A 16427-nucleotide genomic window follows, 5' to 3' on the forward strand; every position below is an offset into this window, starting at 1 on the left:
ATGCTCGCCCCGCAGTGGGCCCGCCCTCGGCAGGCGCGCCCTCGATTGGCGGATCAGCCGGCGAATGCGTATGCTTGAGCGTCGGCAAGTGAGCGCTGAGCCGCGAGGCGTACGGGTTCATTCGGCCCCATCGTTTAGCGGCCTAGGACGCCGCCCTTTCACGGCGGTAGCACGGGTTCGAATCCCGTTGGGGTCACTCCGACATAACTCAATATGCATGGCCCTGTAGCGCAGTTGGTTAGCGTGCCGCCCTGTCACGGCGGAGGTCGCGGGTTCAAGTCCCGTCAGGGTCGCTCCAAGCGACGGGCCTTCTTTCGAGGAGGCCTTTCGTCTAGGACGTGGCATCGCGTCGCTTCGCGATACGGATGCCACGCGGCTCTGTAGCTCAGTTGGTAGAGCGTTCGACTGAAAATCGAAAGGTCACCGGATCGATGCCGGTCGGAGCCACTGGCCCTTTCTTCAGGCTTCTACTGGAGAGAGGGCCTTCTCCGTTCATAGGCGCCATCTCTTGTCAACGGTCTCGGAATCCCGCCGCCAGCCGGGTACACCAGCCGAATGAAGCACCTTTCGTACGGGGAAAAGACGGTGTTCGCCGATGACGTGACGGCGGATGTGCTCCTGGAGTACGCGGGTCTGCTCGCCGCCGAGCAGAGCGGCGACACCGTGACGATCCGCGCGATCGGGCAGGACGGGAATGAGGTGGATGCCACCTTCGTGCTCAACATGGCGACGAACCTGGTCGCCGAGAGCACGAACGCGGGAGTCCGGCCTCCGACGAACGACGTGGCCGTGGCGTACATGCAGGAACGAATTCAGCGGTATCGCAATCCTCCGATCGCGCAGCCGCTCGACCCCGCCGATGCGAGCGACCGCGGCGCCGACGCGCTCGACTGATCAGCCCTCCGGCGCGATCCTGCGGAGCCGAGCGGAGTGCATCTCACGAGCGGAGGCCCGGGCCCCCCGCATCCGCACTCCCCTCGCGAAACGCACTCCCGTCGTGCGGTGCGCAGGGCAGCGACCGCCGGTCAATGCTCCACCGTGGCCCGCATCCGCTCGCGGCGGCGATCGCGCACCGATCCGATCACCATGCTCACCGCGTAGAGGAACAACCCTCCCGCGACGACTGCGAGGATGACGACGCGGTTGGGACCGTTCAGCAGATTGTTCACCCAACCCAGGAGCGGCAGGCTGTACCAGAGCGTCCCCCGGATCTGCACGGCCTGCACCGGGTCGGGGTCGTCGGCGTCGTTGTTGTCGCCCTTCGTGATGAAGGTCAGCTCGCCGTCGACGTACGTCTTCGACACCACGCGGTGGCTGATGACGGCAGGGTCCCCCGAGCGGATCTGGTAGGTCACGACGTCGCCCACGCGGATGTCGTCGATCGGCGTCGGCCGGATCACCACGAGCGTGCCGGGGGGAAGCCGCGGCTCCATCGACTGGGTGAGCACGGTCATCGCACTGCCGCCGGCGATGGCCGGGAGCCCGATCACGGCCAGTGCGACGGCCAGGAGCAGCGCCAGGATCGACGCGCTGAACGAGATCGCGAGGTAGTGCAGCAGGCTGTGCTGACGCGCCTCCTCCCGCGCGGTCGCGCGCCGCGAGCGCCGGGTGGCGGGCTGTTCGGTGGTGTCGGTCATGGGCATTGCAGCGTGGGGAAGAGGACGCCGAGGTTCCACGGCGTCGTGCGGGTGATGGCGATGGTCGGATTCACGGCGGAGATGCTGCCCGAGACGGTGTCGCGTGCCTCGACGGCGAGCGCGTGCGTGCCGTTCTGCGCGATCGCGTACCCGTCGAAGCTCACCGACGCCGTGCCCGCGTCGACCGTGACCGCGGCGATCTCCCCGCCCGTGCGGGTGTCCACCACGCGGTAGGCGACCGGGGAGCCGGCGACGCGGTTCGCCGGGGCGGGCCAGCTGAGCGTCACGCCCCTGCTCCACCAGTTCGCCGAGCACGAGACGGCCCCCGCGGAGCCCACGCGGTAGACCGACTGCGTGAACGCGGGCGCGGATGCAGCGGCCTTCCAGTTCGCGCCGGCCGATCCGGTCGCGGTGAAGGCGACGGTGATGCTCTGCCCCTGGAGGGCGGCGTTGGAGGCGCTCGCGTCGGCACCGGTGATGCGCGTGGCGAGGCACACCGTGGCGCTGGCACCGGGGGCGATCGTGCGGGCGGCGGCAGGAAGAGCGGGAGCCGCATCCGCCAGCGTCGTGGTGACCGCCCCCGTGGCGGGCACGGTGGTTCCGCACGTGCCGGTCCACAGCGACAGTGCCGTCTTCTGGGCGAGCGTCGCGTGGCCGGTGGTCTGCGCGGCCAGGGTGTAGGTCAAGGGCGTGCGGCCGGTGTTGGTGAGAACGAGCGAGCCGGATGCGGAAGTCGAGGTCGTTCCGGTGTAGCGGTAGGTCGTGGCCAGGTTCCCGCTCTGAGCAAGGGTGGTCGCGACGGTCGCCGACGAGGCGGTGGCGTTCACCGAGGCGCTGGCGATCCACGCGGCGGCTGCGGCGCCGCCGCTGGCCAATGCCACGAATGTCGCGACGGCGACGATCGGGGTGAGGAGGCGGCGGCGGGTCATTTCTGGACCTGGGTTCCGGAGACGGTGAGGACGAGAGCTGTCGATGCGGCACCGGCCGCCGCGGCCGGAGCACCCGAGGGGAGCCCCACGCCCATGCAGAGGACGACCGAGACGCCAGGCGCGAGCGTCACGCCAGGGTTCGCGGCGGCTCCGAGGGAGGTGGTGGCCGCAGGCGCCACTTTACCCGCCGTGCAGTCAGCGGCCGAAGAGCCCTGGCCCACCGACACGGCGAGAGCCGAGATGAAGGCCGTGGCGGCGGCGGCGGGCTGCACCGAGAGGGCGAGAGGGGTGGTTCCCGTGTTGCGCACCGTGGTCGCGCCGAACACAGTCTTCCCGGGGTAGAGGTCTGTCGCGTTGAGCGACAGCGGGCTGAGCGACAGACTGGCCGAGCCGGCGGTCACTGTCGCCGGTCCGGCAGCGGAGGCGCTGCTGGCCCAGGCGGCGAAGGTTCCGCCGCCGGCGAGGATCCCCAGGAGAATCGCCCCCGCCGTGCCGAGCGCGGCGAGAAGCATCCGCACCGGTGCCGAGGCGCGGCGCTTCTGCTGCGCGCGGAGCGCGGCACGGGAGCGGGGGCGAGTCATCCTGGATCCTCATCTGTGAAAAGCGGTCGCTGACCGTTCGGGACTTACGCGGTGGCCTGCGTCAGCGTGACGGTCAGGTCGCTGAGGCTCACGGCGCCGTTCATGGCGTTGTTGTTGCCGCCGACGGTGTCTCCGTAGGGGAAGGCGATGGTGACCGTGACTGTCACGTCCTCGTCCACGACGCCGTTGCCCGGCGCGACGGTGAAGGTCGGGCCGGTGCCGGAGATGCCCGTGCCGCTCGCGGCCAGCGTGGCGTTGGAGAGCAGGTACCCGGCGAGAGCCTGGTCGTCGGCGTCGGTGACATCCGCGGCAACGATGGAGCCGCCGGTGAGGCCGAGAGTGGCCTCGATGCTGTCGCCTTCGGCGCTGATCGACATGGTCTTGGTGTAGGTGAGGGTGTCGCCGGGGGCGATGCGGTAGTCGGAGAGGGCGATGCTCTGGCCGTTGGCGGTCCAGGTGCCGGCCGTGCCGGAGTCTTCGACGACCATGTTGCCGGCCGCGATGGTCGCACCCTGCGACGTGGCCGAGGCGTTCCAGCTGGCGAACGTGCCGGCCCCGCCGAGGAGGAGGGTGACGCCGGCGGCGGTGGCGATCGAGGCCTTGACGAACTTCTTCATGGGATGTCCTTTCGGATGCGGCGCTTCACCGCAGATGAGGGGTGGGTGTCGGAGCCTGTGTGCCGGTCTGTTCCGACCTGCTGCCCTTGCGACATCTACAGTCTTGAGCGCCGACCGCAACGATCACCCGTGCGCAGTGAGAACGGTCCCACAGCGTTGGCGCAAGGCCGTCGAGGCGTTCGTCGGCGAAAGCACCCGATCCTCAACGCAACCTCAAGAAACCCCCATGGTTGGGGGACGATCTCTCCTCTCAGCCGTCGATTGCGGGGCCGAACCAGCGTTCGAGCGCCGGCTCGAGGCCGGCGTCGTCGTCGCCCAGCCACACGATGTGGCCGTCGGGGCGCAGCAGCACCGCCGACTCGGCGCACGGGGTGGCCGCACCGGCGACATGGTGCACGCGGTCCTCGCGGCCTGCGACCGACAGCCGCCCGCCCGCATCCAGAAGCGCGCCGCGCCCGTCGCGCAGGAGCTCGTACAGCCGGCCGTGGGGAAGCGGTACGTCGCGCAGCCGACGCCCGAGTGGCGCGTGCCCCGCGCCGACGTCGTAGCGGATGCCGATCCCCGTCGTCTGTTCGATGAGGTACCGGTTGACGTCGTCGATGTCGAGAAGGTGATCGAGCACGGATCGCACCGCCTGCGGTCCGGGGTCGAGCCGGATGAGCTCGGAATGGGCCCGGGTGAACCGGAGCACGTCGGCGGCGACGGGTCGCCGCTCCGAGGCATACGTGTCGAGGAGGCCAGACGGCGCCCATCCGCCGATCTCGGCGGCGAGCTTCCAGCCGAGGTTGAAAGCGTCCTGGATGCCGAGGTTCAGCCCCTGACCTCCGAGCGGCGGATGCACGTGCGCCGCATCGCCGGCGAGCAGCACCCGCCCCACGCGGTAGCCCTCGGCGAGACGAGTGGCATCGCCGAACCGCGAGAGCCATCGCGCCGAGTGCACGCCGAGGTCCGTGCCCGCCACGGCGCGGAGGCGTCGCCGCAGATCGTCGAGGAGCACCGGCGCCGCAGGGGTGTCGCTCGGAGCGGCAGCCCGCACCACGACGCGGAAGAACCCGTCTCCCACGGGGCCGATGCCGAAGCCCAGATCGCGCGTGCGCACCTCGGTGGCGATCGCGATCGCCTCGCCCTCGTCGACGCCGATGCGCACCTCGCCGAGGAACCACTCCGTGGTCGCAGCCTCCCCCGGGAAGGGGACACCCAGCAGTCGCCGTACGGTGCTTCGGCCGCCGTCGCATCCGACCAGGTAGGAGGCACTCACCCGCTCCCCATCGGCGAGGATGGCGGTGACCGCGTCCGCATCCTGCTCGACGCCGACCACCTCGGCGTTCCAGCGGAGGTCCGCGCCGAGGGCGAGAGCCCGCTCGCTGAGGAGGCGATCGGTCTCGGTCTGCGCGATGCCGAGGAGGTACGCGTGTGCGGTGTCGATGTCGGCGGGGGCGGGTCGGAGGATGCCGGCGAACGACCCCTGCAGGGGGTAGGTCGTGCCACGCTCCAGGAACTCCGCGAGCATCCCCCGCTGGTCGAGCAGCTCGATGCTCCGCACGTGGAGGCCGAGACCTCGAACGACCGGCGTGAGGGCTCCCTCACGCTCGAGGATCACGACCTCGACACCGCGCAACCGCAGCTCCGCCGCCAGCATCGACCCCACCGGCCCGCCACCCACCACCACGACATCGACCATCGTCACCCCGTTCTCCGTCGGCCGATCAGTCTGGACCCGCAGGGGGGTCTTGCGGCAAGCCCCGCCTTCGCCGTTACCCTGGAAATGCGGGCAGGGTCCGGACCTCAGCGTCCGCGATCGCCGGATGAAACCCGAGCGCTACGCGTCGGGACGGAGGATCATCAGCGTCGAGACGGCATGGGCCACGACCCGGGCCGAGGCATCGACGATGGTCGCCTCGGCGGTCGCCGCGCGACGGCCCAGAGTCACCACCCGGCCCGTGCAGGTGAGGGTGCCGCTGTCGACCGTTGCGGCGCGAGTGAACTTCACCACCAGGTCGAGCGAGGTGTAGCCGGTCCCCGCGGGCAGGCGCGTGTGCACGGCGCAGCCCAGCGCCGTGTCGGCCAGCGTCGACAGGACTCCGCCGTGCACGGTGCCGAGGGGGTTGTAGTGGTACTCGGCGGGCTCGAGCGAGAACACGGCTGTGCCGTCGCCCACCTCGACCATGTCGAAGCCGACCATCTCGGCCACGGGTGGGGGCGGCAGCTCGCCGCTGCGGATCGACGTGAGAAGGTCGATCCCGCTGCGCCGACGCCCTTCGGCCGCGAGCGCCGCGGGATCCTCCCATGTGTAGGTGCGTTCGCGCGAGGTCATCGCCGCACCTCCGGATAGAGCGCCTCGACGGGGCCGGACAGTGCCGCCTTGACCTCGCGGCTGGTGTCGTCGGCGAGGATCTCGAAGTCCCCCGCCTCGATGCCGTCGTATGCCGCGCGCACGATGTCTGCCGGGTCGCTCTTGGGCGCGTCGATCCTCGCCGTCATCGGGGTGTCGATGAACCCGGCGTGCAGGCCCGCGACGTGAACGCCGTCGGGAGCGAGCAGCAAACGCTGCGTGTTGGTGGCCGACCATAGCGCGGCCTTGGCGGCGCTGTAGGCGCCGGCGCGACCCATCCAGCTGAGCGCCGAGAGGACGTTCAGCAGAACGCCGCGCTGCGCGCGCAGCGCCGGAGCGAACGCGTCGGCGACGGCGAGCTGGGCCCAGAAGTTCGTCTCGAACAGCTCGCGCGCCGGGGCGAGATCGCCCATGACGCCCGACCCGTTGGAGACGCCGGCGTTGTTGATGAGCACGGATACGTCACCGGCGGCCTCCGCTGCCGCGGCGATGGAGGCGGGCGAGGTCACGTCCAGCAGCAGAGGCACGAGGCGCGGGTCACCCGAGTCGGCCGAGGGCCGGCGCGTCGCCGCATAGACCTTCGCGGCACCGCGTTCGAGCGCCTGGCTGACGAAGTGCCCTCCGAGGCCGCCGGCGGCACCCGTCACGAGCACCACCGCGTGGGATATGGCGGGCATGCACGCCCCTTTCGCTGCGATCTGGCTTCAGGCAGTGATGCTAGCACCTGGCTTCAGCATCCGTAGCCCGCGTACGCTGGACGCATGTCCGCTCTCGACCTGCCCGCCAATCGGCACTGCTCGGTCGCCCGGTCCCTCGAGCTGCTCGGTCAGAAGTGGAACCTGCTCCTGCTGCGCGAGGCGTTCTTCGGTCGCACGCGCTTCGCGCAGTTCCGTCGCATCGGCATCCCGCCCGCGACGCTCGGCGCCCGGCTCGACGCGCTCGTGGACGCGGGCCTCATGCAACGCCGGCAGTATCGCGACCCCGGCGAGCGCACGCGCGAGGAGTATCTGCTCACCGACGCCGGCCGCGACGCCCTGTCGGTGCTGGCCGCTCTGGGCAGCTGGGGCGATGCGCACCGCCCCCTCCCCGACGGACCGAGCATCGAATACCGCACGTCCGACGGCACCCGCGCGCACCTCGCCTTCGTCGACGACGACGGCAGGGTCCTCGATCGCACCGACGTCCACCCCCAGCCCACGCCCGCATACACGAGGCGCTGAGCCGAGACTCTCGGCGGTCAGGGCGCGGCGACGACCTCGGCCTCGGCCGGCTCCCACCGCAGGAGGTCGCCGGGCTGGCACTCCAGGACGTCGCACAGCGCCTCGAGAGTGGAGAAGCGGACGGCCTTCGCGCGCCCGTTCTTGAGGACCGAGAGGTTCGCGGGAGTGATCCCGACCCGCTCGGCCAGGGTCCCGACGCTCATCTTGCGCCGGGCGAGCATCACGTCGATGTCGACGATGATCGGCATCAGATCACCTCGCTCAGCTCGGCGCGCAGCTGCAGCGCCTCCTGCTCGCGCGCGATGGCCTGGGCGAGGAGCGTCCGCATCACGACGACGAGGAGAGCCATGCCGCCGAGCACGAACGAGGCGCCGCCGACCAACGCCACCACCCCCGGCGCCGCGCCGCCCGGTGCGAGCAGCACCGCGAGGACGAGTGCGAGAACGGATGCGGCGGCGATCGCGCCGATGATGATGTCGACGTAGCGGAACGCGGCATCCGAGAACACCGCGCCACGGCCGACGAGGGCGAGCAACTGCCACACGCACACCGCGAAGACCTGCATGGTGACGATGCCGAGCACAGCGAGGACGACGAGCGAGACCCGCCCCGCGAGCGGCTCGTTCTCGAGATCGACCCACACCAGCGGGACGATCACGACCTGCACGAAGACAGAACCTGCCAGTGAGAGCGCGATGACGACGCGCAGCACAGCGAGGGTGAGTCGGCCCATGATTCCGCCTTTCCGAGGAACGACAGAAATTTATCGATATTCGATAACTAAGTCAACCTCTACTGGTCTTGGTCGGCACGCCGCGGCCGGAGATGACAGCGGGCAGCCAGCGGTCCAGCAGCACCAGGACCACAGCGAGGACGACGCCGATGGCCAGGACGACGAGGGAGTTGCGCAGCGAGTCGGCGAAACCGATCTCGGTAACGTTCAGGAACGGATAGGGGTACCACCCGGTGACCGCACCGTGCACGAACGTGTACACGAGCCACAGCACCGGCCAGATGAAGGCGAGCGCGAACGTCCCCCACGACATCCGGGGCCGGGGCCCGAACACGAGCCACCCGATGAGGGTCGCCCACGGCGAGATGTAGTGGAAGCCGATGGTCGCCACGAACGCCCACCCCTCGAGGTGCACCAGCGGCGCGAGGATCGTCTCGTACACCAGGCCCGTGATGATGATCCCCAGCAGGGCGTCCAGGCGGAGGATCCGCCACATCCGCCCGTCTCTGCGGATCGACACCGCGAGGGCGATCGAGGTCCCGAGCACGAAGAGGTTGCTCTGGATCGTGAAGAAGCTGAACAGGCGTACCAGGCGGGTGTCGACGGGGCCGGTCGCGTTCGCCCCCGAGTTCGCGTCCTGCCCGCCGGTGAAGATGAGCACGATCTGGATGATGAGCGCCGCGGCGACGATCACCGCGATCGCCCCGAACCAGATGCGCGCCGCGCGCTCCCACGCCGCGGTGCGGCGGTCGGTGTTCTCGTTCACTGTGGCCGTGACTGTCATGTCGGCTCCCCTCGTCCCGCGCCACATGCTAGGGGACGGGCGACGTGCGGCGCGCGCGCCACGGCAGGGCTCGGACGTTCGCGGGCGCTATGCTTCCGGCAGCCGCTGCGCGGGGGCGCGGCGATCCGGGGGGAACCATGGCTGCCGCATCCGGTCCGCGGGCGAGCGCACGCACGTCCGCGCGAGGGCGCCAACGCCGTCGTGGCGTCGCCGTCGCCGTGGCGGTCGTCGTGGTCGTCGCGGCGCTGGCGGGAGGAGCGGCCGCCTTCCTGCTCATGCGCCCGGCGGGAGCGGAGGTCGCGTCCACGCCGACGCCCGACCCCTCTCCTACCCCCACCCCGACGCCGCTCACGCCCGCCGAGGCCCTCCTCGCGACCACGACCGACGTGAACGCGTGCGTGGTGAGCTTCTCCGGCGACGGCATCGCCCTCGACCCGCTGCTGCAGACGCAGGGCGCGCTGTACGCGGCGCTTCCGATCCCCCGCCAGGACGGCAGAGTCTTCGCCGGCTGGTACGCGAGCGCGGCGGATGCGGCGGCCTTCGCCATCCCCGCGCGCGTCAACGGCGCTGAGCTCGTCGCGTGCACCGACCGGGAGATCACGCTCTACGGATCATGGAAGACCCCGGAGGAGAATGCCGCCGAGAACACCGGCGTGCCGATTCTCATGTACCACCAGTTCACGACGAAGCCCGAGGGCGAGTCGGGATGGCTGCGCGGAAACTACGCCTATCTCGGCGACTTCGACGCGCACATGGCGCACATCGCCGACACCGGCTTCTACCTGCCGACGTGGGACGAGTTGAGCGCCTTCATCGACGGCGCACTGTTCCTCCCCCAGCACTCCGTGATCATCACCGACGACGACGCCGATCCGACCTGGCTGGAGCTGGCCGCGCCGGTCGTGAACGCGCGCGGGCTGCTCACGACGTCTTTCGTCATCACCGCGTTCCGCAGCGCTCCGACACCGAACCCCTACGTGCTGCAGCGCTCCCACACCCACGACATGCACCGTGCCGGAGCGAACGGTGACGGACGGATGGTCAACGACTCGGCCGACGTGATCGCCGCCGACCTCGAGCAGTCGGCGCAGATCCTCGGCGCCAAGGAGGTCGTCGCCTACCCCTTCGGGCACTACAACGACACCGCCAAGCAGGGTGTCGTGCAGGCGGGATTCGAGATGGCCCGCACGATCGAGCAGGGGTACGTGCGCATCGGCACCGACAAGCTCGCGCTCCCCTGCATCCGGATCAACTACGGGATGGGCCTGGACGCGCTGGTGAAGCTCATCGGGTGAGCGGGACCACCGCAGCGATGAACGGCGGATGAACTCCCGCCGATCGCCCTGGGGATGGACGGTCTTCGCTCAGGAGCGCGACACTAGGCTGAGAGCGCCCTGACCCAGCCGGATCGCGAGCTTTTCATGGACCTCTCCATCGTCGTCCCCACCTTCAACGAAGGTGCGAACGTGCGGGAACTGCTGCGGCGCCTCGCCGCCACGCTCGACGGCACGGCATACGAGGTCGTCTTCGTCGACGACTCGACCGACGACACCCCCGACGTCATCCGCGGCGCGGCCGAGACCAGCGAGGTCCCGGTGCGCCTGCTGCACCGGGAGCGGCCGGTGGGGGGACTCGGCGGCGCGGTCGTGGAGGGCGTGCGCGCCGCGTCGGGCGACTGGTGTCTCGTGATGGACGGTGACCTGCAGCATCCGCCGGAGGTCATCCCGGAGCTGCTCGAGCGAGCCGGCCGGGGCGACGTCGACGTGGTCGTGGCGTCGCGCTACATGTCGGGCGGCACGTCGAAGGGCCTCGCCGGATCGGTGCGCACCGCCGTATCGCGCCTTTCCACGGTGCTCACCAAGGCGATGTTCCCCCGCAAGCTGCACGGATGCTCCGACCCGATGACCGGGTTCTTCCTCGTCCACCGCCCGGCACTCGAGCTCGAGACGCTCCGCCCGCGCGGCTTCAAGATCCTGCTCGAGATCCTCGCGCGGCGGCAGCTGCGCCTGGCCGAGGTGCCGTTCGACTTCGCCGAGCGTTACGCCGGGCGCTCGAAGGCGTCGTTCACGCAGGGGGTGCGGTTCCTCACGCAGCTGACGATGCTGCGGTTCGGCCGCATGTCGGCGTTCGCGCTGGTCGGCGGATTCGGCGCGCTGGCGAACCTGGCGATCATGTGGGCGCTCATCGCCGTGGGCGTGGAGTACGTGTGGGCGGCGATCGTCGCGAGCGAGATCACCATCGTCACGAACTTCCTCCTGCTGGAGTACCTCGTCTTCGCCGATATGCGCGCCGACTCGGGTCTGATGCGGCATCGGTTCGCCAAGTCGTTCACCTTCAACAACATCGAGGCCGTGATCCGCATCCCCGTGCTGTGGGTGCTGGTCGAGGCCACGCACCTGCCGAGCGTCCTGGCGGCCGCCATCACCCTCCTCGCCGCGTTCGTCGTGCGGTTCGTCTTCCACGCCCTCGTCGTGTACGCCCCGCGCAAGCGTCGCCCGGAGCCGGCGACGGCTGCGACGGTGTCCGCCGACGAGATCGCCGCCTGACCGCCGGCGGCGGCGCGCCCGTGCCTCGCGAAGAGGCTTAGCCTGGGGGGATGACTTCTTCCGTGACGATGTTCGGCGCGCAGTGGTGCATCGACTGCCGCCGCACCAAGGCCCAGCTCGACGCTCTCGGTGTGCCCTACGAGTACGTGGACCTCGAAGCCGACCCGGCTGCCGCCGACGTCGCCCGCGAGATCTCCGGCCGCACGAGCATCCCCGTCGTGGTGTACCCCGACGCCACACACCACGTCGAGCCGAGCAACGACGACGTCGAGCAGAAGCTCCGCGAGCTCGCCCTCATCTGATCCGCCCGGCATGACCCGCGACGCCCTGGCCGACGCTGCCGCGAGGCTCGACGCGGCCGACCCGCTCGCCGCACTTCGCGACGCCTTCGTCGGCGCGCAGACGCCGCTGGTGTACTTCGACGGCAACTCGCTCGGTCGACCGCTGCGCGTCACCGCCGCGCACCTCGCGACGTTCGTCGAGGAGGCGTGGGGCGGGCGCCTCATCCGCGGCTGGGACGAGACGTGGATGCAGCTGCCCTTCACGCTCGGCGACCGCCTCGGGGCGGCCGTGCTCGGAGCCGCCCCCGGGCAGACCGTCGTCGGCGACTCTACGACCGTGCTGCTGTACAAGCTCGTCCGGGCGGCCTTCGACGCGCAGCAGGCGGCCGACCCCGCGCGGGTGGAGCTCGTCGTCGATCGCGACAACTTCCCCACCGACCGCTTCGTCGTGGAGGGCATCGCCGCCGAGCGCGGCGGCCGCGTGCGCTGGATCGAGGTCGATCCCGACCGGGGCGTCGACGCCGAGTCCCTCGCCGCATCCATCGGCCCCGCAACCGCCGTCGTGGTGCTCAGCCACGTCGCCTACCGGTCGGGGTATCTCGCCGACGCCGGGGCGCTCACCGCTCTCGCCCACCGCGCCGGCGCGATGGTGGTGTGGGACCTGTGCCACTCCGCCGGCGCCGTTCCCGTCGACCTCGACGCCTGGAACGCTGACCTCGCCGTCGGATGCACCTACAAGTACCTCGGCGGTGGGCCCGGGTCGCCGGCATTCGCGTATGTCGCCGAGCGGCATCAGCGCTCGCTCGCTCAGCCGATCCAGGGGTGGATGGGCGCGGCCGACGTGTTCGCCATGGGACCGGAATACCGGCCCGCAGACGGGATGCGCCGGTATGTGTCGGGCACCCCGCCGATCGTCGGGATGCTGCCGATGCTCGACATGCTCGCGCTCCTGGAGACGCACGGCATCGACGCGGTGCGCGCGAAGTCCGTCGCGCTCACCGAGTTCGCCATCCGGGTCGCCGACGAGATCCTCGCCCGGGCGGGAGTCACCGTCGCCTCGCCGCGGGATGCGGCCGAGCGCGGCGGGCACGTCACGCTCTCGCATCCTTCTATGCGGGAGGTGACCGCCCGGCTGTGGCGGGACGACGTCCTGCCGGACTATCGCGAGCCCGGCGGGCTGCGCATCGGTCTCTCGCCGCTGTCCACGAGCTTCGCCGAGACACTGGCGGGCCTTCGAGCCGTCGCCAGCGCTCTCGCCGCGGTCGGCACGGCATCCGCGGGGCGCGCGACCTAAGCTGGAGATCCGCCCGAAGGAGAGCGCCATGAGCATCGATGTGCCGGCATCCGCCCTCACCGAGGCCGACCGCGAGAGCATCGACGCGGCGCTGAGCGACCTCGAGACCGGGTCACGCCTGTGGTCCACGCTCTCGCTCGGTCACCGCGCGCGACTCCTCGAGCGACTGCACGACACCGTCGGCGCGACGGCGTCGGAGTGGGCGGATGCCGCCGCCACCGCCAAGGAGCTGCCACCCGGTCATCCGCTCCGCGGGGAGGAGTGGCTGACCGGGCCGTACACGACGCTCATCGCCCTCGATGCCGCCCGCGACACCCTCCGCGCTCTCGCCGAGCGTCGCAGCCCCCTCGACGGCGTGCGCATCGACGACGCGCCCGGCGGTCGGCTCCGGGCGCACGTCTTCCCCGCCGCGCCGCTCGACCGGCTCGTCCTCTCGGGGTTCACCGGCGAGGTGTGGTTCGAGCCTGGCGTCACCCGCGGTCAGGCGATCGCCGCGGCCGGTCTCGGCCAGCGGTCGCCGAGCCGCTCCGGCGGGGTGGGCCTCGTCCTCGGGGCGGGGAACGTGACGTCGATCCCGGTGCTCGACGTCGTGTACGAGCTCCTCTCCGCCAACAGGGTGTCGCTCTTGAAGGTCAATCCGACGCAGGACCCGCTCGTGCCGGTCCTGCGCCGCGCCCTCGCGCCGCTGATCGAACCGGGCTTCCTGCGCATCGTGCGCGGCGGCGCCGACGTCGGCGCCCACCTGACACAGCATCCCGGGTTCTCCCACGTGCACATCACCGGGTCGGCCGCGACGTTCGACGCGATCGTGTGGGGCTCGGGTGCGGATGCGGCCCGCCGCCGGAAGGCCGACGACCCGGCGCTGCGCGTGCCCATCACCGCCGAACTCGGGGGTGTCGCGCCCGTCATCGTCGTGCCGGGCGCGTGGAGTGAGGCCGACCTGCGCTTCCAGGCCGAGCACGTGGCCACGATGCGGCTGCAGAACAGCGGACACAACTGCGTCGCCGCTCAGGTCGTGATCCTGAGCGCCGACTGGCCGCAGCGCGGTGCCTTCCTCGCGGAGCTGCGACGCGCCTACGCGGCCGCGCCCGCGCGCCCCGTCTGGTATCCGCGGAGCGACGCCGCCCTCGCGGCGGCGAAGGAGGCGTATCCGGATGCGGCCTGGCTCGGTGACGGCACACGCGCCCTCGTGCGTGTGGAGCCGGATGCGCCGGCTGACCCCGTCGAGACGACGGAGTACTTCGCCCCCGTGCTCGGGGTCGTCACGCTCCCCGGCAGCGGCCAGGCCTTTCTCGACGCCGCCGTCGCGCACGCCAACGACCGGCTGACCGGGTCTCTCGGGGCCAACGTGCTCATCGACCCCGTCACCGAGACGACGCTCGGGGAGGGTTTCGAGCGCGCCATCGCCGACCTTCGCTACGGCGGCATCGCGATCAACACCTGGACGGGTGTGTCCTTCACCGTGCCCGCGCTGTCGTGGGGTGCCTACCCGGGGGGCACTGCGGCCGACGTGGGAAGCGGGATCGGCGTCGTCCACAACGCACGCCTGCTCGATCGCGTGGAGCGCTCGGTGCTGCGCGGGCCGTTCCGGCCCTTCCCCCGCGCGGTTCCCCGACCCGGTCGGCGCGCACGCTTCACGGTGCTCCCCAAGCCGCCGTGGTTCGTCTCCGCGCGCACCGGCGCCGCCGTGAGCGAGGGACTGACTCGGTTCCAGATCGATCGCGACTACCCGCGCCTGGCTGCGACGCTCCTGAAGGCCTTCCGCGCGTGAGCCGGCCGATCGTCGCCGACTACGTCGTCGTCGGAGCCGGGTCGGCAGGGGCCGCCCTCGCGTCCCGCCTGAGCGAGGATCCCGCCGTGTCGGTACTCCTCCTCGAAGCCGGCGGCCCCGACCGCGCGCTCGAGCTGCACGTGCCGGCGGCCTTCTCGCGGCTGTTCCGCGGGCCCTACGACTGGGGCTACGACACCGTCCCCCAGGCCGAGCTCGAGGGCCGGACGATCTACTGGCCCCGCGGACGCACGCTCGGCGGATCGTCCTCGCTGAACGCCATGATGTGGATCCGGGGGTTCGCCGCCGACTACGACGAGTGGGCGGAGACCGCCGGGCCGCGATGGTCGTGGGACGCGCTGGTGCCGTACTTCCGTCGCGCGGAGCGGACGCAGCATCCGTCTCACGGCACCCAGGGCACGGACGGGGCTCAGGACGTGCAGGACCAGCGCGATCCGCGCCCGCACACTGCCGCGTTCCTCGCCGCCGCGCGCGAGGTCGGCCACGACGTGACGGCGCCCAACCTCCCGAGCGGCCAGGGGTTCTCGCAGACGAAGGTGACGCAGCGCCGGGGCGCCCGCGCGTCGACCGCCGACGCCTACCTGCGGCCCGCGCGACGCCGACGGAATCTGCGTGTGGTGACCGGCGCGCTCGTGCGGCGCGTCACCTTCGCCCCCGCTCGCGTCGGTGAGGCGCCGCGAGCGACCGGCGTCGACGTCGACCTGCGGGGGGTGCGCTCGCGCGTTCTGGCGCGGCGCGAAGTGGTGCTCTGCGGAGGGGCGGTCAACACTCCTCAACTGCTTCTGCTGTCGGGCATCGGCCCGGCCGATCATCTCTCGGAGCACGGCATCCGCCTCACCGCCGAGAGTCCCGACGTCGGCGCGAACCTGCAGGATCACCTCGTCGCGGGTCTGGCGCCGGCTGCTCTCGGCGGGACGCTCTACGGCGCGCAGACCTCCGCGCAGCTGGGCAGGTATCTCTCGGGGAGGCGGGGGATGCTGACCTCCAATGTGGCCGAGGCCTACGGGTTCGTCCGCACTGACGCCGCGGCCCGCGCCGGCGTCCCCGACGGCCTCCCCGACATCGAGATCATCTTCGCCCCCGCGCCGTACGTCGGCGAGGGCCTCGTGCCGCTGCCGGGCGAGGGGATCACGGTCGGGGCGATCCTGCTGCGACCGCGCAGCCGCGGCACCATCCGCCTCGCCTCCCGGGATCCGCATCGGCATCCGCTGATCGATCCCGCCTACCTCACCGACCCGGACGGCATCGACGCGGCGACGCTGCGTGCCGGCCTCGCCGAGTGCGAGCGGCTGATCGCGGCTCCCGCGCTGCAGGCGCTCACCACCGGGAGGTGGGTGCAGCCCGCCGGAGGCGAGAGCCTCAGCCCCGCCGAGCGCGACGAGGTGTCGCTGCGCCGCTACTCGCACACGCTCTATCACCCGGTCGGAACGGCGCGCATGGGACTCGACGACGCCGCAGTCGTCGATGCCGAGCTGCGGGTGCGCGGCGTGCGCGGACTGCGGGTGGCCGACGCGTCGGTCATGCCGACGGTCATCCGCGGGCACACCAACGCCCCCGCGATCGTGATCGGGGAGGTCGCCGCCGACCTCCTTCGCCCTTCGTCTCGGTCGCTGCGCTCCCTCGCTCAGGGACCGGCGGAGCCCGGACGCTGAGCGAGCGCCCCGACACCGGACGCTGAGCGAGC

Annotated in this window: 18 protein-coding genes and 3 tRNA genes; 11 read left to right on the top strand and 10 right to left on the bottom strand. The window is 71.3% G+C overall.

Going from position 1 to position 16427, the window contains the following annotated elements:
- Positions 1–123: 123 nt before the first annotated feature.
- The 4 genes from ACTU3I_RS00930 (at position 124) to ACTU3I_RS00945 (ending at position 894) form a co-directional block, all read left to right on the top strand.
- Positions 124–196: transfer RNA gene (locus ACTU3I_RS00930), tRNA-Glu, on the top strand.
- A gap of 23 nt (positions 197–219) precedes the next feature.
- Positions 220–293: transfer RNA gene (locus tag ACTU3I_RS00935), tRNA-Asp, on the top strand.
- Between the two features lie 81 nt (positions 294–374).
- Positions 375–447: transfer RNA gene (locus tag ACTU3I_RS00940), tRNA-Phe, on the top strand.
- Between the two features lie 108 nt (positions 448–555).
- Positions 556–894: a hypothetical protein gene (locus ACTU3I_RS00945; protein WP_442923723.1), complete on the top strand. Its 339-nt coding sequence runs from the start codon at positions 556–558 to the stop codon at positions 892–894.
- A 131-nt stretch (positions 895–1025) separates the two neighbouring features.
- On the opposite strand, the gene ACTU3I_RS00950 is transcribed toward ACTU3I_RS00945, so the two are convergent.
- From ACTU3I_RS00950 to ACTU3I_RS00980, 7 genes are all read right to left on the bottom strand, one after another.
- Positions 1026–1637 carry a signal peptidase I gene (locus ACTU3I_RS00950; protein ID WP_442923724.1) on the bottom strand — a complete coding sequence of 204 codons (612 nt, stop codon included), beginning with the start codon at positions 1635–1637 and terminating at the stop codon, positions 1026–1028.
- Complete coding sequence (locus tag ACTU3I_RS00955) at positions 1634–2566, bottom strand: hypothetical protein (protein ID WP_442923725.1); 933 nt, start codon at positions 2564–2566, stop codon at positions 1634–1636. Before ACTU3I_RS00955 ends, ACTU3I_RS00950 begins: the two co-directional genes overlap by 4 nt.
- Positions 2563–3147, bottom strand: coding sequence for a hypothetical protein (locus ACTU3I_RS00960; protein WP_442923726.1), 585 nt, complete (start codon positions 3145–3147; stop codon positions 2563–2565). Before ACTU3I_RS00960 ends, ACTU3I_RS00955 begins: the two co-directional genes overlap by 4 nt.
- A gap of 44 nt (positions 3148–3191) precedes the next feature.
- On the bottom strand, positions 3192–3764 hold the full coding sequence (locus tag ACTU3I_RS00965) for an alternate-type signal peptide domain-containing protein (protein ID WP_442923727.1): 573 nt from the start codon (positions 3762–3764) through the stop codon (positions 3192–3194).
- Positions 3765–4014: 250 nt separating this feature from the next.
- A complete protein-coding gene (locus ACTU3I_RS00970) occupies positions 4015–5445 on the bottom strand; it encodes an FAD-dependent monooxygenase (protein ID WP_442925294.1) in 1431 nt (476 codons plus the stop codon).
- Between the two features lie 138 nt (positions 5446–5583).
- Positions 5584–6078: a PaaI family thioesterase gene (locus ACTU3I_RS00975; protein ID WP_442923728.1), complete on the bottom strand. Its 495-nt coding sequence runs from the start codon at positions 6076–6078 to the stop codon at positions 5584–5586.
- Entirely contained in the window at positions 6075–6773 is a 699-nt protein-coding gene (locus ACTU3I_RS00980) for an SDR family oxidoreductase (RefSeq protein WP_442923729.1), read from the bottom strand. The genes ACTU3I_RS00975 and ACTU3I_RS00980 overlap by 4 nt, the downstream gene beginning before the upstream one ends.
- A gap of 84 nt (positions 6774–6857) precedes the next feature.
- Here ACTU3I_RS00980 and ACTU3I_RS00985 point away from each other — a divergent pair, with 84 nt between their 5' ends.
- Positions 6858–7316 carry a winged helix-turn-helix transcriptional regulator gene (locus tag ACTU3I_RS00985; RefSeq protein ID WP_442923730.1) on the top strand — a complete coding sequence of 153 codons (459 nt, stop codon included), beginning with the start codon at positions 6858–6860 and terminating at the stop codon, positions 7314–7316.
- Positions 7317–7333: 17 nt separating this feature from the next.
- On the opposite strand, the gene ACTU3I_RS00990 is transcribed toward ACTU3I_RS00985, so the two are convergent.
- The 3 genes from ACTU3I_RS00990 to ACTU3I_RS01000 are packed head-to-tail and all read right to left on the bottom strand — an operon-like array spanning position 7334 to position 8833.
- Entirely contained in the window at positions 7334–7564 is a 231-nt protein-coding gene (locus ACTU3I_RS00990; RefSeq protein WP_442923731.1) for a helix-turn-helix domain-containing protein, read from the bottom strand.
- Positions 7564–8049, bottom strand: a complete 486-nt coding sequence (locus tag ACTU3I_RS00995) for a DUF2975 domain-containing protein (protein WP_442923732.1) — start codon at positions 8047–8049, stop codon at positions 7564–7566. Before ACTU3I_RS00995 ends, ACTU3I_RS00990 begins: the two co-directional genes overlap by 1 nt.
- Before the next feature lie 52 nt (positions 8050–8101).
- The gene (locus tag ACTU3I_RS01000; protein ID WP_442923733.1) at positions 8102–8833 is read right to left on the bottom strand and encodes a Pr6Pr family membrane protein; all 732 of its coding nucleotides are present in this window, start codon (positions 8831–8833) and stop codon (positions 8102–8104) included.
- Between the two features lie 137 nt (positions 8834–8970).
- Here ACTU3I_RS01000 and ACTU3I_RS01005 point away from each other — a divergent pair, with 137 nt between their 5' ends.
- From ACTU3I_RS01005 to ACTU3I_RS01030, 6 genes are all read left to right on the top strand, one after another.
- A complete protein-coding gene (locus tag ACTU3I_RS01005; protein WP_442923734.1) occupies positions 8971–10128 on the top strand; it encodes a polysaccharide deacetylase family protein in 1158 nt (385 codons plus the stop codon).
- A gap of 126 nt (positions 10129–10254) precedes the next feature.
- Positions 10255–11379, top strand: a complete 1125-nt coding sequence (locus ACTU3I_RS01010; protein ID WP_442923735.1) for a glycosyltransferase — start codon at positions 10255–10257, stop codon at positions 11377–11379.
- Between the two features lie 50 nt (positions 11380–11429).
- Positions 11430–11681 (top strand): glutaredoxin family protein, encoded by a 252-nt coding sequence (locus ACTU3I_RS01015; protein ID WP_442923736.1) that lies wholly within the window; start codon positions 11430–11432, stop codon positions 11679–11681.
- Positions 11682–11691: 10 nt separating this feature from the next.
- Positions 11692–12954 carry a kynureninase gene (locus ACTU3I_RS01020; protein ID WP_442923737.1) on the top strand — a complete coding sequence of 421 codons (1263 nt, stop codon included), beginning with the start codon at positions 11692–11694 and terminating at the stop codon, positions 12952–12954.
- Positions 12955–12982: 28 nt separating this feature from the next.
- Entirely contained in the window at positions 12983–14725 is a 1743-nt protein-coding gene (locus ACTU3I_RS01025; protein WP_442923738.1) for an aldehyde dehydrogenase family protein, read from the top strand.
- Positions 14722–16395, top strand: a complete 1674-nt coding sequence (locus tag ACTU3I_RS01030; protein ID WP_442923739.1) for a GMC family oxidoreductase — start codon at positions 14722–14724, stop codon at positions 16393–16395. Before ACTU3I_RS01025 ends, ACTU3I_RS01030 begins: the two co-directional genes overlap by 4 nt.
- Positions 16396–16427: the final 32 nt, after the last annotated feature.

Origin of the sequence: Microbacterium sp. RD1 (assembly GCF_052220165.1) — a bacterium.
Taxonomy (GTDB): domain Bacteria; phylum Actinomycetota; class Actinomycetes; order Actinomycetales; family Microbacteriaceae; genus Microbacterium.